This is a genomic window from Sulfolobus tengchongensis (assembly GCF_036967215.1).
Classification (GTDB): Archaea; Thermoproteota; Thermoprotei_A; order Sulfolobales; family Sulfolobaceae; genus Saccharolobus; species Saccharolobus tengchongensis_A.
The window spans coordinates 1,536,204-1,560,076 of the sequence record NZ_CP146016.1; the positions used below are offsets into that span (position 1 = coordinate 1,536,204).

22 protein-coding genes and 1 pseudogene are annotated in these 23,873 nt (G+C 33.2%); 9 read left to right on the plus strand and 14 right to left on the minus strand.

Annotated elements, in window-relative coordinates:
* Positions 1–305: 305 nt before the first annotated feature.
* Entirely contained in the window at positions 306–1,652 is a 1,347-nt protein-coding gene (locus V6M85_RS07345) for an MFS transporter (protein WP_338598400.1), read from the plus strand.
* Positions 1,653–1,768: 116 nt separating this feature from the next.
* Positions 1,769–2,149 carry a cupin domain-containing protein gene (locus tag V6M85_RS07350; RefSeq protein WP_338598402.1) on the plus strand — a complete coding sequence of 127 codons (381 nt, stop codon included), beginning with the start codon at positions 1,769–1,771 and terminating at the stop codon, positions 2,147–2,149.
* 351 nt (positions 2,150–2,500) lie between these two features.
* On the opposite strand, the gene V6M85_RS07355 is transcribed toward V6M85_RS07350, so the two are convergent.
* The gene (locus V6M85_RS07355) at positions 2,501–4,084 is read right to left on the minus strand and encodes an APC family permease (protein ID WP_338598403.1); all 1,584 of its coding nucleotides are present in this window, start codon (positions 4,082–4,084) and stop codon (positions 2,501–2,503) included.
* Between the two features lie 437 nt (positions 4,085–4,521).
* Here V6M85_RS07355 and V6M85_RS07360 point away from each other — a divergent pair, with 437 nt between their 5' ends.
* The gene (locus V6M85_RS07360) at positions 4,522–4,908 is read left to right on the plus strand and encodes a hypothetical protein (protein WP_338598404.1); all 387 of its coding nucleotides are present in this window, start codon (positions 4,522–4,524) and stop codon (positions 4,906–4,908) included.
* 180 nt (positions 4,909–5,088) lie between these two features.
* On the opposite strand, the gene V6M85_RS07365 is transcribed toward V6M85_RS07360, so the two are convergent.
* The gene (locus tag V6M85_RS07365; RefSeq protein WP_338604677.1) at positions 5,089–6,051 is read right to left on the minus strand and encodes an ATP-binding protein; all 963 of its coding nucleotides are present in this window, start codon (positions 6,049–6,051) and stop codon (positions 5,089–5,091) included.
* Positions 6,052–6,318: 267 nt separating this feature from the next.
* Here V6M85_RS07365 and V6M85_RS07370 point away from each other — a divergent pair, with 267 nt between their 5' ends.
* Together V6M85_RS07370 and V6M85_RS07375 are read left to right on the plus strand one after the other, a co-directional pair.
* Complete coding sequence (locus tag V6M85_RS07370) at positions 6,319–7,563, plus strand: hypothetical protein (RefSeq protein WP_338598405.1); 1,245 nt, start codon at positions 6,319–6,321, stop codon at positions 7,561–7,563.
* A gap of 60 nt (positions 7,564–7,623) precedes the next feature.
* The gene (locus V6M85_RS07375; protein ID WP_338598407.1) at positions 7,624–7,788 is read left to right on the plus strand and encodes a hypothetical protein; all 165 of its coding nucleotides are present in this window, start codon (positions 7,624–7,626) and stop codon (positions 7,786–7,788) included.
* Between the two features lie 100 nt (positions 7,789–7,888).
* On the opposite strand, the gene V6M85_RS07380 is transcribed toward V6M85_RS07375, so the two are convergent.
* Positions 7,889–8,701 carry an amidohydrolase family protein gene (locus V6M85_RS07380; RefSeq protein WP_338598409.1) on the minus strand — a complete coding sequence of 271 codons (813 nt, stop codon included), beginning with the start codon at positions 8,699–8,701 and terminating at the stop codon, positions 7,889–7,891.
* 142 nt (positions 8,702–8,843) lie between these two features.
* Here V6M85_RS07380 and V6M85_RS07385 point away from each other — a divergent pair, with 142 nt between their 5' ends.
* Positions 8,844–9,407 (plus strand): isochorismatase family cysteine hydrolase, encoded by a 564-nt coding sequence (locus V6M85_RS07385; protein WP_338598410.1) that lies wholly within the window; start codon positions 8,844–8,846, stop codon positions 9,405–9,407.
* A 1-nt stretch (position 9,408) separates the two neighbouring features.
* Here the strand turns inward: V6M85_RS07385 and V6M85_RS07390 are convergent, their stop codons facing one another.
* Positions 9,409–10,293, minus strand: a complete 885-nt coding sequence (locus tag V6M85_RS07390; protein WP_338598411.1) for a DUF973 family protein — start codon at positions 10,291–10,293, stop codon at positions 9,409–9,411.
* Positions 10,294–10,722: 429 nt separating this feature from the next.
* Positions 10,723–11,532 carry a hypothetical protein gene (locus V6M85_RS07395; protein WP_338598412.1) on the minus strand — a complete coding sequence of 270 codons (810 nt, stop codon included), beginning with the start codon at positions 11,530–11,532 and terminating at the stop codon, positions 10,723–10,725.
* Positions 11,533–11,990: 458 nt separating this feature from the next.
* On the opposite strand from V6M85_RS07395, the gene V6M85_RS07400 reads away from it, so the two are divergent.
* Entirely contained in the window at positions 11,991–12,536 is a 546-nt protein-coding gene (locus V6M85_RS07400) for a hypothetical protein (RefSeq protein ID WP_338598413.1), read from the plus strand.
* Between the two features lie 309 nt (positions 12,537–12,845).
* Here V6M85_RS07400 and V6M85_RS07405 read toward each other — a convergent pair whose 3' ends face one another.
* Together V6M85_RS07405 and V6M85_RS07410 are read right to left on the minus strand one after the other, a co-directional pair.
* Positions 12,846–13,292: a hypothetical protein gene (locus V6M85_RS07405; RefSeq protein ID WP_338598415.1), complete on the minus strand. Its 447-nt coding sequence runs from the start codon at positions 13,290–13,292 to the stop codon at positions 12,846–12,848.
* 441 nt (positions 13,293–13,733) lie between these two features.
* Positions 13,734–15,320, minus strand: coding sequence for a radical SAM protein (locus V6M85_RS07410; RefSeq protein WP_338598417.1), 1,587 nt, complete (start codon positions 15,318–15,320; stop codon positions 13,734–13,736).
* 279 nt (positions 15,321–15,599) lie between these two features.
* Between V6M85_RS07410 and V6M85_RS07415 the strand changes: the two are divergent.
* Positions 15,600–15,695, plus strand: a pseudogene (locus V6M85_RS07415) (cysteine hydrolase); the annotation flags it as partial.
* 456 nt (positions 15,696–16,151) lie between these two features.
* Here V6M85_RS07415 and V6M85_RS07420 read toward each other — a convergent pair.
* The gene (locus tag V6M85_RS07420) at positions 16,152–16,664 is read right to left on the minus strand and encodes a DUF488 family protein (RefSeq protein ID WP_338598420.1); all 513 of its coding nucleotides are present in this window, start codon (positions 16,662–16,664) and stop codon (positions 16,152–16,154) included.
* The gene (locus tag V6M85_RS07425) at positions 16,664–17,953 is read right to left on the minus strand and encodes an NAD(P)/FAD-dependent oxidoreductase (RefSeq protein ID WP_338598421.1); all 1,290 of its coding nucleotides are present in this window, start codon (positions 17,951–17,953) and stop codon (positions 16,664–16,666) included. The genes V6M85_RS07420 and V6M85_RS07425 overlap by 1 nt, the downstream gene beginning before the upstream one ends.
* A gap of 528 nt (positions 17,954–18,481) precedes the next feature.
* Here V6M85_RS07425 and V6M85_RS07430 point away from each other — a divergent pair.
* Entirely contained in the window at positions 18,482–18,613 is a 132-nt protein-coding gene (locus tag V6M85_RS07430) for a hypothetical protein (protein ID WP_338598422.1), read from the plus strand.
* A gap of 1 nt (position 18,614) precedes the next feature.
* Here the strand turns inward: V6M85_RS07430 and V6M85_RS07435 are convergent, their stop codons facing one another.
* The 5 genes from V6M85_RS07435 to V6M85_RS07455 form a co-directional block, all read right to left on the minus strand.
* Positions 18,615–19,376: a hypothetical protein gene (locus V6M85_RS07435; RefSeq protein ID WP_338598423.1), complete on the minus strand. Its 762-nt coding sequence runs from the start codon at positions 19,374–19,376 to the stop codon at positions 18,615–18,617.
* A gap of 446 nt (positions 19,377–19,822) precedes the next feature.
* On the minus strand, positions 19,823–20,629 hold the full coding sequence (locus V6M85_RS07440) for an amidohydrolase family protein (RefSeq protein ID WP_338598425.1): 807 nt from the start codon (positions 20,627–20,629) through the stop codon (positions 19,823–19,825).
* Positions 20,630–21,144: 515 nt separating this feature from the next.
* A complete protein-coding gene (locus tag V6M85_RS07445) occupies positions 21,145–22,056 on the minus strand; it encodes an ABC transporter ATP-binding protein (RefSeq protein ID WP_338598427.1) in 912 nt (303 codons plus the stop codon).
* Positions 22,047–23,021, minus strand: coding sequence for an ABC transporter ATP-binding protein (locus tag V6M85_RS07450; RefSeq protein WP_338598429.1), 975 nt, complete (start codon positions 23,019–23,021; stop codon positions 22,047–22,049). Before V6M85_RS07450 ends, V6M85_RS07445 begins: the two co-directional genes overlap by 10 nt.
* Positions 23,021–23,872 (minus strand): ABC transporter permease, encoded by an 852-nt coding sequence (locus V6M85_RS07455; protein WP_338598430.1) that lies wholly within the window; start codon positions 23,870–23,872, stop codon positions 23,021–23,023. Before V6M85_RS07455 ends, V6M85_RS07450 begins: the two co-directional genes overlap by 1 nt.
* Position 23,873: the final 1 nt, after the last annotated feature.

Below are 23,873 nucleotides of genomic sequence, written 5' to 3' on the forward strand. Positions count from 1 at the left end.
GAAAATAATAATAATAGTTATCATAATGATAGCAAAACATTACTAGCTTTACCATGTGTAATTGTATATAATACTATATAGAGACTCATAATAATTTTGGCTGGCGTTTCCAGCTGTTTGAAGAAAATTTCGTGAAACTAATTCTGAAGAAGATTTTTGTAGATTTCTGAAATAGATATCTTAATAATTAAACTTTATGAACAAGATTTGAACTAAATAAATAAAACGTATTATTAAAAAGAAGAATTATTTTAATGTAATGTTATCAGCAAAATTTATATTTAACTTTATTCAATTTATAAAATATGAATATTGCGGGTAGATTAGAAAGACTACCTTGGACGTCATTCCACACCAAATTGTTAGCATTATTGAGCATTGGCGAGTTTTTTGAACTTTATGATCTGTTTTTAGGGGGGTTTGTTGTACAGCCCATATCAACTTTCTATAAGGTTTCATCGGCGACAGCAATATACTATAACGTGGCCGTATTCTTTCTAGGCGCATTTGTAGGGGCCATATTGTTCACTTACATAGGGGATTCTCTAGGTAGAAGAACTGCTCTGATAATAAACATGGCTATAGCGTCAGTTGGACTATTGCTTACCCCATTTTCCCCAAATATCTATGTTTTGGGACTATTGAGGTTTATAACTGGTTTAGGAGTAGGCCCAGAAGCTTTAATAGTATTGGACGTCATGGTAACTGAGTTCTTCCCATCAAAAATTAGAGGAAGAGCGCTAGCAATAGGATATACTGCCTCTTGGACAGCGCCAATAGTTGTAGCTATTTTAGCATACTTCTTAGTACCCCATACTTACGTACTTCATGGATGGCAATGGCTCTTTATAATAGGTGGTTTAGGAATAGCTACAATACTGCCTTTTAGGTTTCTAATTCCAGAATCTCCCAGATGGTTAGAAAGTAAAGGAAGAGTTGATGAAGCCGATAAGATAGTGAGTAAAATTGAGAAAATTGCCTTAACGGAGAAGGGAACTTTAGGAGAACCTTTACAAGTAGAAGTTATTACATCTCAAAAAGTTAAAATTAGTGAATTATTCTCACCGTTATATAGAAGAAGAACTATAATGCTATGGATATTTGAGTTTCTACAAGCTGGAGTTTATTACGGTTTTGCCTCACTTGCACCATCAGTCCTAGCTGCTAAAGGCTTTACTTTAGTGCATACCTTACAGTACTCTATGTTAATATATACTGGGTACTTCATAAGTTCTTTAACCTCAATATTTATTATTGATAGTAAGAAATTCGATAGAAAATGGCAAGTGAGTATCATAATGCTAATTATGGGATTAGTGGGATTAGCTTTCGGTTTTTCAATAACTCCTATAGAGGTTATAATATCCGGTTTTGCATTTGCGTTTCTAGCTAACATCTTCTCTAACGCATTTCATCAGTATGGAGCAGAATTGTATCCAACTAGAGTGAGAGCCTTCGCTGATGGTGTACAATATTCTCTGAGTCGATTAGGTAATTACATATGGCTTAGTGTTTTGCCTCTAATATTATATTCAAGAGGTCCATTTGCCATGTACTTAGTTGTGTTTATAATGGCAATTATAGTAACGATAGATGTTGCAGTATTAGGACCTAGAGCATCTCAGATAGAGCTAGAGGAATTATCTAAGTAAGCTCCTAAGTTTAGACTATAATGTTGTATAGACAATTATATATATAATTACGATACGATTTTTAGGTATACAATCAAAAAGTTAAGTTTTTATTAGTCTAAATTCCTTTTATTTCTATGGAATATTATGTTTCAAACATTTCGGAAGTTAAGAAAGAACCAGTACAAGTAAAGGGTTCAAAAGGAGCCTATATCCAGTGGCTTATAACAAGAGAGAAAGGTGCACATTATGCTGTAAGGAAATTCACTTTAGAACCAAATGGGATAATACCTATGCATCTACACAAATACCAAGAAACAGTGGTCATAGTCAAAGGAAAATGCAAAGTATGTGTAGCGAATAATAGCTATGAACTGAAAGAAGGAGATTACATATTTATAGATGGTGGAGTTAAACATTCAATTATTAACGATAATAATGATCAATTGGAATTCTTCTGCATAATTGATTACACTGATGATATGAGCATTCAAGCTATAGATGAAAAGTGTGGTTAGGAGATTAATGTGTCGTAAATTATGCGGATAAAAGTACAAGGGCTGAAGCTTGAATTTGCTAATTAATTTTTTATATTCTTTCAAAGTTAACTGATAATTTTTCATGCAATTGCTTAGAATAATAATGTAGTAAATAATCCAAAGTAAAGATAAATCTAATTAGATATTAATCTACTTTAACTTCTTTTCTATTAAAAAGTTTATATCTATATATAATAATATAGTGAAAAAATAATGGAATATCAAATAAATAAATAAAAATCTTTGTCTAGCTTAACACAACAAAAAATTAATGTATATGGTTAACCTCAGAATGCTATTTATATTGTTTTATTAGTAGGTATAACGTTATTATTTTTGTCTATTGGACTCTTCTCCGGGTTCTGCCCATAAATTCACGCTCTTTCCAGCTTTGGTTAATTCGTTTGGTTTGTATAACTTCAGATATATCCCATAACCTATTGAAGCTACTAAATAGACTATTGAAGCTATAGCAGCAGGAGTTTCTGGGAATACGGGAGGCCATATAGAGGCGTAAAGAGCGTAACCTAATATTCCAGTCGCTATTGCTGGAAATCCATAATGTTGTATAGTATGCAATAATGTGTTTTTAAGTCCAATATGTTTCTCCTTAAGTCTTGAATATAGCGTTATAACTGATGTGTTTAATAGGAAGTGAGTGAGAACCATTCCAAATAACGCTATTGTCGTTAGAAACTCAAATGTATCAGACAGCGCGTTTAACACGTTTCCATTCGCCGTAGTGGTGGTCAAAGCTTGAATTGGAGATAGTCCATTTACATAGAACATCGCAAAGGCTGTGCCTAATGCTCCTACTGTGGATGCTATTCCTATGAACAGTAAAGCTATGTAAGGGGTTATGTATTTAGGATGTATTTTGGCAAACGTTTTTGGAATTATTTTATCTCTAGCCATAGCAAAGTAGACCCTTCCTGCGTTACTTTGCATAGCTACAGCATCTGAAAATGCTGAATTCATTGCCACTAGGAAAAGTCCTAACGCTCCAAAGAGACCTAAATAAAGACCCATCACTACTATTCCGGGCATTGTAGTAACGTCTGGATTAGGATTATTTACTAGTGATAATAAATTATTAGTACCCCAACCTACAGTGATTGCATATGCCATCTCTGTGAGAACAGCACCAACTATGAAGACACCAGTTAATAAAGCCCTTAAAATATGCTTAGGATGCTTAACCTCTTCTCCTAATGGCGCTGAACCGCCATAACCTATAAAGCTAGTTATTGAGAAAACCATTGCTACTCCTAATGCTCCGCTTGGACCACCATATGGTGCAAAATATTTAGCATATTGACCCCATGCAAATGGATTAAAAACTGTCAATGTATTGTCAGGGGATTTGGCTATTACTATAGCTCCAAGAATAGCTAAAAATGAAACTTCAAATAACGACGCGAATTTTAAAGTAGTTATTTGAGGTCTTATTCCAAGAATAGCTAATGTAATTGGAACCCAAACAAATAACAGTATCAATGGTATCCAGATCCATGCTGGTAAAATTATATGGAAATAGTAGTCTAGAAAAGCGGGCAGTATAGCACCACCTACATAAGTGGGGATAGCTGAAGTACTAGTTACTTGATATAATACGTATAGGAAACCTACTACTGTAGCCGGAACTGGACCTAAAGCATTAGCAACATAACCATAATAACCACCTGCGCTGGAATGTCGTTTCGCTAAGTGATATAGAGTGTTAACTTCCAAATACATAGCTAATGTAGCTAGTAGAAAGGCAAGTGGAGTTAGAGCTAATGCATATGCCATAGCTGCTGTTATGAAAGCTACCGTATCACAAGCTGGAGCCATAGCTGCTATTTCCTCAGCTAATGCACCAATTGTATCAACTACACCTTTCTTGAGCCTTGGAACCTCTTCTTGATGAGACATAAGACTATTAGGGTTAACCTAATATATAAGCTTTAGGGTTACCCGAATCATCGGTGAAAAGCTGTGTATTTAATAAATAAGATAAAGGACGATTTATACAATATTATTAATGATTTTTCTTTATATTAATTGATTAAGAGACCAATAAGGGTGGAGCAATTTCACTTCACTAGAGGATTTATACATAGGTCTAAATCAACAGCGCATAAACTTCTCATCCATATTTGGTATACCACGCTAAAGAGAAATCATTATATCATATTATTAATTTAAGCTTTTACTGGTACATTAATTTATGTCTAAAAAGAGCGATGTCTTCACACCCCTACTTCTCTGACTTCCTCTCCTACCATCAAATGACGAGGGATTTCCGTCATCGATTCGTGATCACATCTCTCATGTAAAAAATTTAATACCACTAATGAGAGGGAGAAAATATGAATAAGCTAGAAACATCGAAGGACATAATTGAACATATTCTTCTCAAACTTAATAATAGAGATAGATTCTACAGATGCGTAGTAAACAAGATATACGGTTCAATAGATAATTATTCTAAACTTTTTTCAAGATATTTAACAGATAAGATTGAGATAGAGGGTGAGAAAGAAGTTACTAAATATGGAGAAATCTATTTTTCTAATGAAAAGCTTATTTATAGAATAGATGATATTATAATTCTGTTCAAAACTAAAGATAACTTAAGGAGTTTTGATCCTAACATGATAGAAATGTGGATTTTAACCCAATTACTGAATTTAGGTGAGGGGGCTATTAATGTAGAGGAAATAAAAATCTGCAAAGCAACCAACAGTACCAGGTAGAATTCTTCAATTCAATTAGTTATTCGACATGTATACACACTAAGATACTGAGATCTTGTTGATTATAAAATTTCAAGCTAACATTAAATTATATGTGAGAACTAAATAATAATAATCCAGTTTGAAATAATCCGTTATAACAGTAATAATTGAATTAAATATCATCAATCTAAAGCCTTTTTACGCCTCCTTATAAACGGGATCTAAGAATTCATAGCTTGATATTATACTCATATTCTCTAATTGACGAAGAATGTTGTCTAATACACTATAAGAGATTGTAGTACCTTCTTTTTCACTTACACATTCATGAAGTTTGCTCCAACTATTTGCTCCCTCACTGATACACTTTAAAGCTTCCCTATATCTTCTAGAAGTTATTTCGGATATTTTTCTCTTACTTTCTATCAAATTTTCAATCTCATTAACTGCTAATCTTATGCTCATCTCCTTAACCTGTTCGACACTCCTTCTCGCTAAATAGTAATTTCCCGCTAAAGTTAGCCAACCTGGTATGCCATCGAAGGTTTTCACAATTTCACTAACAACTGCGTCATCAACCTTAAGTTTAAATTCCTCAAATCCCCTTTTAAGAAACTCTTTACTTAAACTTTCTTTAAATCTCTCCAGTTTAATTTCATAGCAATATCTGGAGTAAAGTGGTGAAGAATTATCTTCTACATCTAGGAAATCATGAAGAAGGCCGATTTCTGAGCCAGTTAAAATAAACGTTAAATTTCTATCGTAATCGTAAGCGTGAGCTATTGCATTCTTTATTTCTTTTGATAAGGGTCCTCTGAGTCTTTGAGCCTCATCTATTGCTATTATTATTCTCTTCTCATTCAAATGATCAAATAAGTCAGCTAGGGAAACGTAACTTCTTCCCCTCCATGAGATCTCCACGTAATTTCCCATTATACTAATACCCCTAATTTTTCTCAGAACATCCTTTAATTTGTCAAGAGAAGATGAAAGGGCTTCAGAAAGTAGAGAATAAAGGTCCTTTAGAGCGTAATTCTCCCTTAACTTTCTAGCGTCTAAGATTATATAAGGTATCTTACTCTCGTGAAGTGCAACTAAAAGAAGTGACGTTTTTCCAATTCTTCTAACTCCAGTAAGGATAATTATAAGGTCTATGAAGATTGTTAAGTAAGTCCTCTAGCTCCCTTTCCCTATCAAATAAGTCCTTCTTATCCATTTTCGGCCTTTCGTCAAGTAACAACTTCTGCCCCAGAATATATATTCTGCCCCAGAAGTACTTAAAACTTTCATATTAAATTCTAACAAGACCTCAATGAACCAGCAAATTTTCTTATCAGAAATAGACTATAATCTATAACTTTTTAGATTAATGAGTAGTTTTTGTAATCAATAACATTAATTAATTAACCATCTCTCATTAAATATATTATGGAATCACTTGCTACACTGGGTTCAGATAAATCAGTTACAACAATAAATGCAATTTTAACAGAGATATTTACTGGGATAAAACCAAAAAGAATAATTATCTATAGAGAAGATCCACCAGCCAGAGAGATAAAGGATGGACTAGAAAAAGCTTTAAATTACGTTAACGTCGATACTTCTGTAGAACCAATAATAGTAGGATACGGAATTGATAAATGGAGAAGTACATTAAGTAATGCGGATATAGATGTATTCGATGTGACACCTGGTAGAAAGTATATGGCATTAAGTGCTTCATCGTATAGTAAAGCTAAGCAGATCAGATATGTTTATTTGAAAAAGGAGAGTGAGGGTTATAGAATATTTGGATATGTTCCTTTTAATATGATTGAAGTATTAGACATACGAAGTGGGGATAAAATTGACTTTGACCCGCCTTTAACTAAAGAATCAGATAACGTTGAATCTACGTTAGGTATTGACGAATTAAGAGCTTTCATAAATATTTTGAGCTTACATGGAATAAAACTGGATTTAGATTATTTGGGATTAGAAGATAATGAAATATGCTTAACCAGAGCCGGGATAGTAAAATATGAGGAGGAGAAATACATAGAGAGTGAAGTTAAAAACGAGAGTTTATTCTTAGCCGATACTAATATTTATATCTCATTAGGTTCTAGATTAGCTGAATTGATTCCAAGATATAGATTATTATCTTCAAGGAATACTTATAATGAATTGAAAAATAGATCTTCCAATACTACACAGAAATCTGATGAGAATCTTATCAAATTTACTTTAGGATTACAAGCTTATCAATATTTGCATCCCACTCCACCAATAACATCTCAAGTATCAACTTCAGGTGATATCGGTTTAATAGATGAAGCAGTGAAATTGAAGAGTAATATTAATAATAAGGTAGTATTATTAACTGCAGACCAAGGAGTTGCAATTGCTGCTCAAAATAAGGGCTTAAATGTCATTTACCTCGAGAAGAAAATTAAGGCTAAAGACGTAAACTGTGACAATTTAGATGTAAACTGTGGGGAATTAATTCAGTGCCTAAGTTATTTCAGGAAAAGAATTACAATTCCCTTTGATAATAAGGGTGTAGCTGAAATCTCTCCAGATTATAGTAATATACATAAAAGGAACAGCAAGGTTAAAGTATTAAATAAGAAATATAATTTCGCTAAGATGCTTGAGATCCTCTCTAGAACTATTAGTGGGAAATTATAGATTAATAACGAATAGTTAGGTGATAATATATTATTAAATTTTTTATTTATTATTTATATAGTGATAATAGCTATTGAGTTGATTACAATTTCAAAACTCAAAGCTTATTTAACATGTATAGTTATAATGAAGAGAGAAGATCAAGGTATTACATACTTTACCTCTAACAATAGAACTATTTTCCATAACTTGTCTAAGGCTGAAAACAAGGTTGAATCTACATGAACACTTATCCCTCTCTCTTGACCTTAACGATCTCGTCGTGTAAAAAGTCGTAGGAGGAGAAAGATGATTACGACAATAAATGTATTAATTCTGCTAAAATTTAACTTCTTTTATCGATTAGTCTCTCAGCGTTGTATTTAACTATTTTATCTTTTATATCTTGACTTAAATTAACTTGTTTAAATTCCTCAATCCATCGTTCTGGTCTTATTAATGGGAAATCGGAACCAAATAGTAGTTTATCACTTAGCCTTTTTGCATTACTCCAAATTACTTGTGGTATGTACTTAGGAGCCCATCCAGATAGATCGAGATATACATTAGGTTTATGTAAGGCAATAGCTATAGCTTCTTCAGTCCAAGGCCATCCAAAGTGAGCTAAAATTATCTTCGTGTTTTGATACCTTACTGCAATTTCGTCAAAATAAATAGGCCTACCGTAATCTAGTCTAATTTTTGATTTTACTCCTGCTCCAATCCCAGATGTACCAGTGTGAAAAACAACTACTAATCCATTGGAGTCAATTATATCATAGATTCGTAATGCCCTTTCGTCTAAAGGATGAAATCCTTGGAGTTGAGGATGCAATTTAACTCCTACTGGTTCAAATTCTTTTATAGCACTCTTTAACTCCTCTTCTGCATTTGGTTTTAATGGATCTACAGAAACAAATCTAACAATTCTATCGTCTAAGGTAATTACTTGGTTAGGTATTTTTCTACCTAAAAACGTAGTAGCGTCTATGGGTAATACTACGAATCTCTTTATTCCGAAAGTTTCATAATAATCTAAGGTTTCCTTTAATCCCTTAACCTCAATCTTGGAGTTAAAGTATTTAATTGCAGGTTCAGCGTAATCCCCTAAAAACTCTAAGAACTCCTTTACTGGGGCATGAAAATGGAAATCAATCATTAATTTATTATCCGCTTTTTAAATTAATTAGCTTTATGTGAACCTAACTTCCTTTTCATCGTGAAGCCTACCTAAGATTTTGGTCCTTTAGACAAAATAGTACGACAATTAAATTTTTAACTGATTTACCAATTATTTAATTATGTCATTTTTCAACGTGGAGGAAATAAAAAAGTTCATAAATAGGAGCAATTCAGTCTTGGTAGTATGGGATGTACAAGAAACATTAGTTAACTCCATCTTTAATAAGGATGAGTTCATCAAGAAATTAAAAGAGTTAATAGATTCAGCAAGGACGTATAATGTGCCCATTGTGTATACCATGATTACACCTTACCCTGAGAGATTTCAACCTAAAATCACGTTAAGACGTTCATTCAATCCTGGAGATATTTATAAGGACGTTTATCCTAGAGAAGGTGACGTTATCTTAAGGAAGAATACTCCCAGTATTTTTGTGGGTACTAATTTTGAGTTAATGCTTAGAAATGCTGGGATTAATTCAATAGTATTTACGGGTATAGCAACAGATATTGGAGTTGAAACTTCAGCTAGACATGCACAAGCATTAGGTTTTATACCAATAGTTGCAAGAGAAGCAGTTTCATCAGCGGATAAAGAAGCTCACGAACGATCTTTAGCAAACATGCAGAGATTAATGTTAGTATTATCAAACAAGGAAATAATAGAATTATGGCAAAAATGATCTATTGCTGAAAAATCACATTAACGTCAATATTTTTCCCATTAGCTAAAATCAACCTTATAATGTAATTGTTGTTAACGTTAAGTGGAAGAGTGGTATTAAAGTTAATTTTTAACGTGGTATAACCTTTGTTCAAAATAGTTGGAGTAATTGAATTCGAAACGTATTGTGTACCTACTATATATGCGTTAGTAATTTGAGCTTCAGATTCTGAGTAAACCAAAACCTCAGCCTCTCCATTACTTCTTAGCACTCCATTTATTGTTGAGGGTTTTGTAAGTCCTCCTAAGATGTTACTAAAACCGACGTAAATAGTGATTATACTTATGAAAGCTAGAAGTCCACCATATCGGTAATTGAATATAAATACTACCACACCTAATATAAATGCCAAACTCCCTATACTGATGTAATCGTTTTTATAATGATCGCCCACTATTTTATAGGAAAATCCCAAAAAAACGAATGTCACGAAGGCGAATAATCTAAGTAGAGTTTCTGCAGAATTAAGTATTGCATTACTTATACTTGTAAATAATCCTACTAGAGTTAAGATATAAGAAGACAATCCTATCAAGGATAGTAGGAATAGTAAAAGAAGAAGTGGAGAAACTATGTTACTTGTTTTAATTCTTATTCCTACTTTTTCGGAGTAAAAATAACCTCGTTTAACGTCAGAATATGCTATGAACAGTAAGAGCACTGATGCTACTGAGGCAGGTAATGTTATAAAGAAGTTCTGTAATGCAATGGTCAGCCTTAGGTATTCCATAACGAAAATAAGTAATATTGACAATAATTCAATAAGAGTTATCACGACAAGATCAAGAATTCCTCTTCTCAAATATAATAGTGCTCTAAACTCCTCATTATTACTTAAACTCATTGTAATATATAATTATATATCACTATTAAAAACATTACTGAACGATATATATTTTGTATAATTAAGGTAGTCTTTGACAGTTTCTATTATTGAACGTTGACTTCTCTCCCTCCTCAGTGAGGCTTTCTACCCGCTTATTTGTAAGTATCAAGTATTACAGAGGTCCAGAGCGAGAAAATTCGGTAATAATTATTTGAGATCTACCTCGTTAATGAAGAATACGAATAATACTTATGCTGATGAAAACTGGCATCCGATAATTTAACTTCGGATTAAGGTGATGACCCGAAACGTAGAGCTAATTTTTATACTCTATAAATTAATTTAACGTTCATCAAATGAAGGCTAGAGTGAGTGAATGATTTTAATTTCAATTTATTTATGTATGAGATTTAGCTAGAGTAACAAACAATAGAATTCAATTGATGATTAATTTGCAGACTTCCACGCAAGAAAATAATAACCTATTTGAGGATGAACTATCTTTAGGTATATTCCATTCTTTTTAATATGTAAACGATGATTGGGAATAGTTGATGGCATTTGAGGACCATCAACTATTACTAGATCATATTTTTCCGCTTTTACATCAATAAATTCGTAATTATTTGGAAATTTTATCTCTAATACTGCAAGTAGTGTAGGCTGGAGCACTTGTAATCCATCCATCATTTCTGGATCCCCATATCTCTCTATAGTTTCCTTTTGAGTAAAGGTGAAGTAGTTAGTTTGGATTACTTTAAACCCATGAAGTATTCGTTCTCCCATACGGGATGGAGGATCTAAGTGCAATTTAATAGTTGCTTTTTGAGAGCCGAGTTCTATTCTATCCACTATTATTTTCCCATGTTCTCTTTTTGGATTATAAACTTCTATTCTCGTTTTTACTTTATCGTCAACTGACCAATAACTATTGTCTTCAATTTCTCTTATTGTATCTTTAAGGGCTATAGCGTGAAATTTAAAACTCTTAGTTTTGCTTCTATCTTCATGAAAGATAACCTTAACTTTTTGTTCTAATATAAGAAATTGAAAATCTCTAACTAAGCTAATGGTGAATTTATTCTTATCTAAATCTCCATCAACTTTTATTACTCCTAATTTTTCTAGAAGAATTATTGCATTATGTATTTGTTTAATCTGTGTTCTCTTAGACCTTGGCAACTCTCTAGAAGTGATATGACCGTCATTTTCAATTAAACTCTTAATTATATTTAGTAAGATCTTTGGTTTTCTCACATATAATACATATATTAGGAAAGGCTTATTATTCTTACTCTCCTGATTTAAACGTAAAAAAACAAATTGCTTTAAACGTTCACCACTCTTCTTCCTCTTCTTCCCACAAATCCTCTTCCTCTTCCCAATCTTCCTCTTCTTCCCACAAATCCTCTTCCTCTTCTTCGAATATCATTATACCACTCCATTTTAACCTTAGATATAAGATTAAAATGTTTTTGGAGCTTAAAGTATCTGTATAATTATTTATTATTCCTCATCGCCCACATTGTCATTATCTACACAACCAGCGATAAGAAGATTCATTTGGCAGAAGATCCTATTCATTTAGTTAGTTCGTGATTCTAACTATGCACATCCAAACTCAAATTTTAGCTTATTCTGATATAATGGTTTATAAATGAAAATTAGTATTTTTAAAAAACAAAGTTTTTATATAAGCTTTCATAATATACATCATGTCAAGTACGATAAAAATTGTCTCTCCCACATCCTTAATCACCTTCTTTGTACCGATTATAGCTTTAATAGGAGCAGTACTCTCTAAAAATTTCGTTTTTCTAGATTACGTTCACGTAATTACAGGGGGCACGTGGACTGGGATTGACCTTTTCATGGGTGTAATAATGAGTAGAATAATGAGATCATTAGAACCTCAAGTACGAGCAGAAATAATAAAAAGACTCGTTCCTCTGATGTTATTTTTCATGCCTTCCTTAGCTTCTGTCGCAACTACAGCTGGTGTATATATTGGTATGGATCTTGGAATATTTTCGATATCTAATAGACTTATCTTAATTGCAGGCATAATAGTTCTTATTTTACTGATACAAGGTTTTGGTATTTTCTTACCTAACGAGGTAAGAATATACTTGGAATTAAGAAAAGAAAACCCTGATGTAAAGAAGATCATTAAATTGGGAATGAGAAACATCTACTTATCGGGTAGTCAAGTCGTATTTCAAATAGCGATAATATTCATAATGGCTATGCTTACGGTTTAGACTAGGTGGTATATAAGGTTTGGTAAGTTACTTTGCGACTTGTAGAGTATTTGACCAGATTTTGCACGTATTGTCACTAAAATATAACGTAAGTTTTGAAGAGGTCAACAAAGCAATTGTTTTTCGTTATATTCACAATCTAAGCCGTTGAAAGCAGTTTCCATAAAGGCGCGAATTTTTGAATACTACAAATATACCCTATAAAGCATTATTAACATAAAAGATTTCAAGTAATTTTGCTCATAATTGTCACGCTCATCATCATATAATTTTTTCAGATATTTATTACTCAAAGATTTTATCCTCTTCCTAATCTAACCAAAGCAAGTTATACGTAGCTAAATTCCTAGATCCGCAAATATCGCAGGCGTTTACGTCTAACTCATTTATACTTCCACACGTTTTACATACCTTATACATACCGCCATTTCTATAACCCATGTTAAGAATTTTTGTCTGTATTATTTTTACATTTTTAGTCGTAGTAAGGAATTTAAAAAGCAATTTATCACTATATATTATAATGAGATTACCTACAATTGATCCGTTAGAAATCCCTAAAATAATGTTCTTATCGCTTAACGTAAATTCATATTTGAATTTATCTGAAATTGTTCTTTTTATAATAATTTTATTCCCTTCAACTATAAAATGATAAGTCTCAGAAAGGAAAATCGACAACAGAATTAGAAATGAGACGAAATATACCACGAAAGAGCTCATTACAAATATCATTATATCTTCTCTCCTCACCATAACGATTGAATAGCTAGAAAGAACGATACTAAAAACCATGAAACCAAGGTGCATACTCAAATTAACAGGATGAAATTCTATCAGACACAATATTTTGAGAAATAACGTCTTTTCCATAAAGACACATTCTCGTTTTAGACTTAAATAGCTTTTATATAGTGAAACATTTTGTGCTTACCTAAAACATCTTGTGCGGAAAGATAACGCTAATTTCTATCAGATATTTTGCTTTCTGTGGTTTTTGGAAACATACGTTACTTTTCGCATTCTCGATGTGGTAATTCAAACTTAACATACCCCCAAAATGTAAATAATTTAAAAATTGCTTGTTGTTATTAAATCTCCAATAAAGATCGAAGAGAGATCTCTTTTAAGGTGATATGCTTCTATTAAACATATAGTCTAAATTTGTTTAGGAAAAAGTTGTAGAAACTGAGCAATTCAAGTGGATGCAAATCCCAGTTTAAAGAGCTGGAAGATTGACCACACTAAACCATAGGCTGTGTTTAAGTTAAGATCCCTATATTCTAAAGCGGATTTACCCTTTGTCTCCTTAAGTCTTTCAAAATACCATTCAATAGTGTTGAATATCTTATCTATCATATACGTTACTACTGACCTTATAAACGGATTTTTACTGGTATACGCTATGGTTTTACTTAACCTTCTAGTTATTTTCAGATCATACTTCCATGAAATATACAGTAGATCCCAGTATCTTGATGGTAGTTTATCTAATACTGGAAGAGGATTATCCCTTATCTTAGATAATCCCATGGGTATCACAGGCAAGGGAAATATCCACGCTATCGGTTCATGATCTATTATATACTCTACAATTTTTATGGAATCCTCTACATCATCGTCAGTCTCTTCCGGGTAACCTATTGTCATTGTATAGCATGGGAAAATATAGCTCTCATTCATTATCGCGGTAGCTTCCACTATTAAGTCTTTCCAGTGACTGTAATTCCAAGGATATGCTTTCATCTTCATGTACTTATTAAATATCTTCTCGCTTCCAGTTTCCAATCCCACAACTGGTGCCACCGCCTTTTCCTCACTCCAACCAGCAATCTCACCCATTGCCTTAACGGTTTTTGGACTTAATTTGACTGGGGCAGCGGAAATATGAGCGAAGTTTATATAATCAACTCCAACCTTCTTTAACTCAGTATATAATTTGACTATAGCATCGTGATTAACCTCATTAAGTCTCTTAGTCCCATATAACATCATATCATCAGTTATTAGACTAACATCTCTAATCCCAGCCTTCATATTAACTTCAACTTCCTTCATTATGTAATCTATGGGGAAAGACATGAATGTATCCGGCGTTACGGAACAGAACCAACATCCTCTAGGACAGCCTCTGGTAATTTGAACCTCTCCACCTCTCGCTGGATTTATAATAGGTGGTATATCGTCTAATTTTATAGGATATCTTCCTTTAACTACTTTTGGAACTTCTTCACCTTCTTCGAGTTTTTTAACTACTTCCGGTAAATCCACCTCAGCATGCCCTATAAATACCACATCAACCCATGATGGTGGATCTCTTTCCAATTGCCATGCTCCCGCACCACCAACCACTACTTTTAGATTATACTTTCCCTTTAACTTACTTATCTTTTCTCCTAATTCATCAAAGAATTTAGCAGTCCAGGTTTCTCCTCCTCCAAATATTATGCTTAATTTTGCGCTTACCGGTTCAATACCTTTAGGATCATGAACGTTTACCCCGATTACCTTAGCACCTTTACTAGCAACTTTTTCTAATTTTTCCGGAGTAGTAACTATCGTATTAAACCCATTTTTAGATAATATTGCCTCAACTTTTCTTAAAGGATATGGAGCTATTAACGCTCTACCCTCTTTATCGGTGGGGATAGGCGGTGTAAATATTCTATCCATAAAGAATCTGGGCACTAACCTATAAGGTAAACATGCTACATACCCTAAGGGAGAAATACCGCCATAGTCAGTAAAAGTCCCTCTATCTGACGTTAAAATCACATCATACATCTTTTAACTCACCTCTTGATACATTTAAATAAAATACACTCAAAAATTTAAACTTTCGTTCTATAAAATATTAGTTGACTAACTTTTATGTACATGAAAGCCACTGCATTCTAAACTACTATCAAACGTATAGTTTATCCTCATTATCAGTTACAACATATTTTTCGTCATTAGCATCAATCCAGTATGCTATTAATATTTTACATAAGCTAGTTTTAATGATTAAGGATAGTGGATGTGACGCATCATATCCAACTAATCCAGAAATGTTGTCTCCTCAGCGATAAAGAGGCTCATGAAAGATCTTTAGCTAACATGCAGAGATTAATGCTAGTATTATCAAACAAAGAAATAATAGAATTATGGCAAAAGTAACCTATTGCTGAAAAAACCACATTAACGTCAATATTTTTACTATATCTGCAGTTAAAAACAATTTTTATGAAACAATGTGAGTCTACAGAACCACATAAAGTAATCCCTTCTTATAGATAGTTGGATCAGAAAACGAGTATAAATTAAGCAAGGATAGAGTAATAGTTTATCTAAGGGGTTTGTGTCTCATTGAATTTCATATACTTTGTATTCAAATTTCGACCCTTGGACTTCACCGAAGTCGCGTATGCTCATCCTTCTCCATCCCATTAGGGGGATAACCCCACTCACCCTAAAAGGGTGAGGAAACCCCCACATCTTGTAACTATCCTTACCCCATTCGGGAATTTCTCATCCACATCTGAGGTAAGGCTACTACGTTTTAGACTGTGTGCAAATTATATAAATTTTACGCTGAGACAGAAACAGTTTTTCACGGCAATAATAGCACATTTTTTATTTGTAATATAAACGATTATCCACTATCATTGCACACTTACTTAACTTATGCCTAATGGTATTTTCATTTTCAATGATGTGAATAACCTCATATCCCTTAGCTAGGTACCAATCTGAGATAATTTTCCTATGGCAATTCCAAGGTAATTTCTCGGCACACATTATCGCCTTTACCTTGTTAATTTTCTCGATTTCTTTTAATGCGCTAATTGCTTTATCGTTTTCAAGAATATAAGTAGCATATGCTCTAAAACCCTCACTTTCAAAACACTTTCCAATCCCTCTATCTTCTACATCTTTTCTAAACTTCCTATATCCTCCTAACTCCTCTTTCCACAAATATTCTACTCCTTCTTTCTCTAACTCTATCATAAGATTTTCTCTATTAAAATGAGGGTATTTAGAACTCCTAGGCCACCTTCTCACATCTATTAGTACTTCAATTTTATACCTTTTCAACAAAAATAAAAAATCCTCTAGAGATCGATTAGAGTGACCTATTGTATACATTACGCAATACCCAAATCACTTAGTATTTTCATTGCAGAGTTTCTTCCAGGGACTCCAGTAACTTGCCCACCAGGGTACGTTCCAGATCCTGTTACGTAAAGGTTCTTTATCGGAGTAGTATAGCCCCATCCTTTAACGGGCCTATTATCAAATAGATATTCCGTATACATTGGCATATGATTCATATCACCATAGGGCGCATAGTACTCCTTCTCTAGCTTAAAGGCATCTAATCTATCTACATAAATAGTTTTCTTCTCTAAATCGGGGAAGAATTCCTTAGCCTCATCATAACTTCCCATTATTGTCATAACATGACCACCTAAGCTATCATCAACCGCTGAGGGAATAGTTATTTCACCTATGGGTAATGTAAACAATGTATCTAGGTGTTGTTTCATATAGTCTGGCAATTTAGGCAACTCTCTCATTAGTACTGTGTCTCTCTTCCATCTTGGCCTAAAATCTGGGTGATTAACCTTAAGCAAACCATTAGTTAACTTTCCCAACAAAACTGGACTGGCTGCATTTAGTACGATTTTGCTTTCAATTATTTTGTCACCGAACCTTACTCCCCCTGCTATGTTATCTTTAATAATTATTTCTTCAACTTTTGTGTTAAAAATAAAATCCACACCAAGTTGCTTAGCCCTTTCCGCTAAGATCTCTGCAACTTTTCCCATACCTCCCCTTACAATTTTCCAATCTAAACTGAAGTAGTAAGCTACTACGTAAGCGGGTAAATCGTACATAAAACCGTATGAAAAGTACGGATGAAACTCTTCATCTAGGTACTCGTTTAGAAACTTTCTAGATGGCTCTGCAAAAATTTCTAATTCTGTGCCCTTAATCGCTTCCTTAAAGTCCTCAAAAGAAGGTGGTTTTATTACGTATTGCATTTCCTTTTCAATTTTCTCTTTGATCTTGAATAAGAGTTCCTCCATTTTAGGATACTTTATCTGGCCTAGTCTTTTAAATTCCTCAAATCTCTTTTCTTTATCTCTCCAAATTTTTACGACCTTTCCTTCATCAGTGACGAAAACATCAGCCACATCTGAATCAATCGTAGGAAAACTTACTCCAAGTTCTGCTTGAATCTTTTTAGGAAATAATCCTAATACATAAGAGGCTCTACTATATTTTACTCCTTTATACTCAGCAGTATCACTCATTCCACCTGGTCTACTTCTAGCCTCAACCACAAGTACTCTTAGCCCTTTTTGGGCAAGATATATGGACGATACCAAACCATTATGACCTGCACCAATAATAACAACGTCGTACCTCATACTCTAATACTTTAGCCTAGAAGTAATTAAAGTTGTATTAAATCTGGCTTATACTATTTAGATTTCATATTAAATTCATGTAATAATAATATTTTCCCCGAAAAATATTGACTAAGTAAGGGAAGTTACTCCTTTCAACATAGATTACATCTCAAAACCCCCCTCTCGTATTTTTCCTTTTCTCATTGTAATTCGCTTAGTATCATTTCCTCTAAACCCCATTACGCAAAACATTTAGAGAAGAATTATCATAAATAATGAATGACCAGACTATATTTAGGACAATAAATATCCTAATTAGAAAATCTCAAATTATCAATGACAAATCCAACATCTAGGACAATCCCTTTATTTATTTTTAGGATGTGCTCCACAACCCTCTTTTAGCAGTTGAAAGCAGTTTCCATGAAAGTGTTAGATTTATATACTGCAGCCAAGATCTACCTTTTTAGATCCCACCCTAGGATGTGGATGGTAAATTACCGAATAGTGGTGGGGTTAAAACAAGATGTGGGGTTTTCTCAGAGGGTGAGTGAGGTTATCTCTCTAATGAGATTGAAGAGGATGAGCGGAAAAATCCGTGACTTCGGTGAAATCCAAGGGCTGAGAGCTGAATACAAACAAAGAGATTCAATGAGACCCAAACTTCTTATAGACTAGTTCACTTATTGGAAGATAGTTTAACATCTATTTTTATACCTGGTCTATCTTTACAAGAGTCTTCTGTCATACTAGTATTAGGAATGGGTATTTTCTTCGTATACACTATTTTTAAGTTATTACAAATTAAAGACGTTTCCTTAAGATCCTTTGGTGCTAAAAATATTATAAATATTTTTCGTACGCCATCTAAATATTCATTATTTAGTGCTCTAAACGTATAAATTATGCTGCGACCTACTGCGTTGGCTATTATAGCCCCTATTTTAGGTTCCCATTTATATGTAAACTTTATTCCAGCATCAAGAAAAGGTATGAATTTAAGGTTATTTAAGTCTAAACCAACATTTATATCTGCGTTATAGTTCCTTGATTCCCATTGCGTTGTAGGGAAGCTATCTATTATCTGAATCTCATTATTATTATTAAATTCTAAATTAATATGGATTTCTTCAACACCTTTCAACTCATCATTTACGCTTTCAATACCTACTGCTATCTCTATCATGTAGAAATTATATTTGTCTTTCCACTGTTCTATTAGTGAGGTATTCATAAAAATATCTTGTTCATTTTTTGTAACCTCCTTTTCTTGTTTATTTTCTAAACAGTTTTTAGATGATTTTGTTAAATCGAATGCAAGAATATAGTCTGGAAAGAGAATATTTCCTAGCTGAGAAATTGACTTATTCTCACTCTCTCCTTTTATCTCCTTTAATAATCTTTCCTCAATACTCTTAGATTGTCCAAAAGGAATTTTCATTTTCTTACCTCATAATATTGATCATTAAATGAAGATTTAAGATATTAGAGTATTTATCGTATCTTTTACAATTTAATTTAATGGGAATCTTTTTCATAAGTAAAAAGTTGTTAAACGTGTATAAAAATATGTATGAAAGTTAACAACACACTATAATAAAAATAAATAAGTGATCTTACATCGAGATCATACTGTTTAATAAGGATATTACATGCGCTTAAAGACCTTAATGTGAAGTAATATTTGATTCACGCTACAAAACACTAACTCCAACGATAACATGAGATTAGCTTTTTAAAATATTGTCTGTATACTTCCTGCTTTATGGATTATTTACAAGCTGTCTAGCGTTCTTATTAGTATAGCTTTCAGTAATAAATCTCATTAGGAGAGTACGTTAGGAGTAACTGAATTTTAAGAAACCTATAAAGTACGTTTGTCAGAAATCAAATCTTCAAGATCCTTTTAGCGTTATCCCTCATTATCTTCTCGTCCTTTATGACACTATATACTTGAAAAGCATATTCTGCCAAATCTTGTCCTTTAAAAGCAGGAAAGTCGCTTCCGTAAATTACCTTATCTGAAATTTCATTTAATCTAGGTAATACTTTCAATATATTCTTAGGGGGTATTGAGGAAATCTCTAGAAAAATATTCCTAGTAAATCTAGCCATATGAAATGCTGTATCGTACCATAATGGTCTCCCTGCATGGGCTAAAATTAACCTAATCTTAGGGAAATCCTTAGCTACATCGTCTACGTAAATTGGATCAGCATATTTATTTCTACTTCCTACACCTATACTGGTTCCAGTATGAATTAAAATCGGTAAGTCATGATCTTCAGCGAATTCATAAATATATAATAGCTCTTTTAGTCCTCCTTCTTCTTCTCTGTAAGCATTTGGTTTAAATGCGTGATGTACTGGATGCAGTTTAATACCAATAATCCCTAGGGAATACTGTTTATCTAATTCCTCCTTCACATTACACTTTAGGGGATTCACTTCTCCCCATTGAAGATAGAGATCCGGATTTCTTTTTCTTTCCTCATTATCAATGTAAAATCCGTCATAGCATTCATCAGTATAGCAAGGATGTGAGGGAACTAAAAGTATCTTCTCAATCTCCACATTATCATTCTTTAAGCTCATTTTCGTTCCTTCTACATTTTCCAAGAACTCCTTGCAGTGTTCTGGAATTTTTCTTGCAAATATATGATAGTGAACATGCGCATCAATAACTTTTATCATCAAATATGATGTTAAGTAATGCCTTTTATTTATTCATTAATTAATGTTACTAAACACAATTCTCTTTATTTATCTAAACTAGATTAATAGCATCATAGGGGATATTGAGATAAAAAGTCATCATAGATATGTTCTCAGAGTTTACTAGTGGATGAGTACTTGGTTAACTTGCAGTTTCCATCATTTTTATTGGCTTGAAATACATTCCTTGAAGACGTAAAAGCTGCAATTAGAGATTATGCTTTCCTTAGCGAAATATTTAGACTAATCTCAAATAAGCTAGGGATAAAGGAAAACGATTACTAATAAATCTCATATTAAGGGTTTAAGAGTTGTAAATTAAGTTTAAGCTTGTCAAAAACTTAATGTTTATGCTATTTTTATTTATTGTATATATGCCCTGATAGAAATGGTTTTATGTATTTTTAGTAAAAAATTTGTTATGTCTTTATTATTAGAAGTGAGAGTTTTGAAGTCCAGATGAGTTTTGAGAGCTACAAAATGTTGCTTAGGCTTTAGACAAGAAAACATTTAACTTTTCTATTTCCTATATCCTGTAAAGGAGGCTCTTCTCTTTTACATTTATCAATTCTAAGAGGGCATCTGGAATAAAAGGGGCATACGCCATCTTCCTCTATCTCCTTAATTTTTAATGAAAATTCTCCCAATAATTTGGGTACTGCAGCTATGAGAGCTTGCGTATATGGATGTCTAGGATTTTTTATGATGTCTTTAGCCTCTCCTTCTTCAACAATTTCGCCTTTATACATAACGATTACTTTATCAGCAATTATAGGAACAATACTAAAATCATGCGTTATTGTTATTAAACTCATCTTATATTTTAAAGCTATATCCAACATTGTCTTTATAACTTCGGCTTTAAGCGACGCATCTATCATAGTGGTAGGTTCATCAGCTATAAGTACCTTGGGTTTATAGACAATTGCTCTAGCTATAGCTACCCTCTGTCTTTGTCCCCCAGATAACTGAGTAGGATATTTTAGTAAGAATTGATCTGGAGGAGAGAGTCCTACATCATTTAACGAAGTATATACTGCTTCCCTAAGTATATCATCAGGCACTTTTCTAATTCTTAAAGGAAAGGCTACAATATCAAATACTGTTTTAGTGGGATTTAGAGAATCATAAGGGTCTTGGAAAATCATCGAAAAGTTCCTCCTTGACTCTAGATCAATTTCTTTTTTAGGATTTATAATTACTTTACCATCAAGTAGAACTTCCCCACTATCCGGTTTTTCTAGTCCTACCAAAATTTTCCCTAATGTAGTTTTACCTGAGCCTGATTCCCCTACTATAGCTAATTTTTCACCTTCTTTTAATCTGAAGCTTACATTTTTTAATGCAGTTATTGTTTTATTCCTCGATTTAAATACCTTAGTTAAAGATTTAACTTCTAACTCCATGCTTTATCATCCACGTTTATACATCTTATTTTTCTGTTTCTGAGATCTATCCTTTTTGGTAAATGTCCAGAGCATTTTTCTGTTGCTTCAGGACACTTTGAAAAAAATGGACATCCATTGATCTTTTGATCTTCAAATTCCAACACTTTATTATTCCTTTTTTTGTCTAAAATTAATCTTCCTTCTTCAAGTTCAGTAAGCGACCTTAGAAGATGTTTTGTATATGGATGTAGGGGCGATGTTATTATCTCCTTAAGAGAGCCTTGTTCCATATCAGATCCTCCATACATTATCACAATTTTGTTACAAAGTGTAGATGCAAGGCTGATATCATGAGTTATAAAAATGAGACTTAGACCCTTTTCTTTTATTATCTTCCTTAAAAGCAGTAGGATTTCTGCCTGCGTTATCACATCTAGAGCAGTAGTAGGTTCGTCAGCTATGAGAAGCTCAGGATCTAAAAGAAGAGAAGCAGCTATGACTACTCTTTGTTTCATTCCACCAGAAAGTTCATGAGGATAGAGTTTAAATGTGGAAGGATCAAGATTCACCATTTTAAGAACTTCATACACTTTTGTTATTGCATCTTCTTTATTAGAATTTTTGTTATGGTATTTATAGAGCTCCACTAGCTGATCACCAATTTTCTTGACAGGATCTAACGCATTTTGTGAAGCCTGAAATACCATTGCGATCCTCTTCCATCTAATGCTCCCCCACTCATCTTTACTTAATTTCACTAAATCTACTCCATTAAAGAGAATACTCCCTGATTTCACTATTGCATTTCTAGGAAGAAGTCCCATGATAGCCATAGCTGCTGTAGTTTTACCAGATCCAGATTCACCGACTATTGCTAACGAATCACCCTTCTCCACTTGAAATGACAAATTCCTAACTACATCATAATATTTTGAACCGAGTTTGAAAGACACTGTTAAGTCTTTAACTTCTAGTAGAGCCATTAGGACACCTCTAATCCTAAAACTTCCTCTAGTCTAAGAAAGAGTAGGGAAAAAGCGAATGCGACCATGAATATACCTATTCCTGGTGGTAATACCCACCACCATTCTCCGCTTGCGATAGCTCCAGATTGTAATGCGTAATAAAGCATGTTTCCCCAATTAGGTTGTGTGGGGACTCCTAGTCCTAAGAACGATAAAGCAGCCTGAAATAGGATAGCGAATATTATAACAAGAATGCTATTAGATATAATTAGGTTTATTACATTTGGGAGAATCTCATTAAACATAATTCCAGTATCAGATGCGCCAATTACCTTTGCACTGAGTATAAACCCTCTTTCTTTTAAACTCATTACTTGAGATGCTACAACTCTTGCAGGAAAAGGCCAAGATATTAAAGTTAGAACAAGTACTTGATTTAATAAACTAGGACCCAGATATACACCTAGTAAAATAATCAAGGGTAATGCTGGGATTAACAAGAATATGTCGGTTATAAGAGTTAAGAATTTTCCTGAATATTTAGCTGCATAATAACCTGCAGGTATGCCTATTACTATTACTAAGATAGAGGTTAATATACCAGTCAATATACCTACCTCTATTGGTATTAATCCCCCTGTTAAAAACTGGCTTAACACATCTTGACCTAAACTCGTCGTTCCAAATGGATGAAGAGATGATGGTGGCTGATTAGGTGCACCTACTCCCACAGCTTCTGGAGGATATTTTGTTATTAATGGTCTTAAAAAGGGAAACAACGAGAAACATACTATTATACCTAAACCTACTGCACCTTTAACACTATTTAAAACATTAATGATTAATTGTGAATATTTAGTTAATTGCATA

Coding starts and splice junctions, on each gene's coding strand:
- V6M85_RS07345 (WP_338598400.1), top strand. CDS start 306: ATGAATATTGCGGGTAGATTAGAAAGACTACCTTGGACGTCATTCCAC.
- V6M85_RS07350 (WP_338598402.1), top strand. CDS start 1,769: ATGGAATATTATGTTTCAAACATTTCGGAAGTTAAGAAAGAACCAGTA.
- V6M85_RS07355 (WP_338598403.1), bottom strand. CDS start 4,084: ATGTCTCATCAAGAAGAGGTTCCAAGGCTCAAGAAAGGTGTAGTTGAT.
- V6M85_RS07360 (WP_338598404.1), top strand. CDS start 4,522: ATGAATAAGCTAGAAACATCGAAGGACATAATTGAACATATTCTTCTC.
- V6M85_RS07370 (WP_338598405.1), top strand. CDS start 6,319: ATGGAATCACTTGCTACACTGGGTTCAGATAAATCAGTTACAACAATA.
- V6M85_RS07380 (WP_338598409.1), bottom strand. CDS start 8,701: ATGATTGATTTCCATTTTCATGCCCCAGTAAAGGAGTTCTTAGAGTTT.
- V6M85_RS07385 (WP_338598410.1), top strand. CDS start 8,844: ATGTCATTTTTCAACGTGGAGGAAATAAAAAAGTTCATAAATAGGAGC.
- V6M85_RS07390 (WP_338598411.1), bottom strand. CDS start 10,293: ATGAGTTTAAGTAATAATGAGGAGTTTAGAGCACTATTATATTTGAGA.
- V6M85_RS07400 (WP_338598413.1), top strand. CDS start 11,991: ATGTCAAGTACGATAAAAATTGTCTCTCCCACATCCTTAATCACCTTC.
- V6M85_RS07405 (WP_338598415.1), bottom strand. CDS start 13,292: ATGGTGAGGAGAGAAGATATAATGATATTTGTAATGAGCTCTTTCGTG.
- V6M85_RS07410 (WP_338598417.1), bottom strand. CDS start 15,320: ATGTATGATGTGATTTTAACGTCAGATAGAGGGACTTTTACTGACTAT.
- V6M85_RS07420 (WP_338598420.1), bottom strand. CDS start 16,664: ATGTATACAATAGGTCACTCTAATCGATCTCTAGAGGATTTTTTATTT.
- V6M85_RS07425 (WP_338598421.1), bottom strand. CDS start 17,953: ATGAGGTACGACGTTGTTATTATTGGTGCAGGTCATAATGGTTTGGTA.
- V6M85_RS07435 (WP_338598423.1), bottom strand. CDS start 19,376: ATGAAAATTCCTTTTGGACAATCTAAGAGTATTGAGGAAAGATTATTA.
- V6M85_RS07440 (WP_338598425.1), bottom strand. CDS start 20,629: ATGATAAAAGTTATTGATGCGCATGTTCACTATCATATATTTGCAAGA.
- V6M85_RS07445 (WP_338598427.1), bottom strand. CDS start 22,056: ATGGAGTTAGAAGTTAAATCTTTAACTAAGGTATTTAAATCGAGGAAT.
- V6M85_RS07450 (WP_338598429.1), bottom strand. CDS start 23,021: ATGGCTCTACTAGAAGTTAAAGACTTAACAGTGTCTTTCAAACTCGGT.
- V6M85_RS07455 (WP_338598430.1), bottom strand. CDS start 23,872: ATGCAATTAACTAAATATTCACAATTAATCATTAATGTTTTAAATAGT.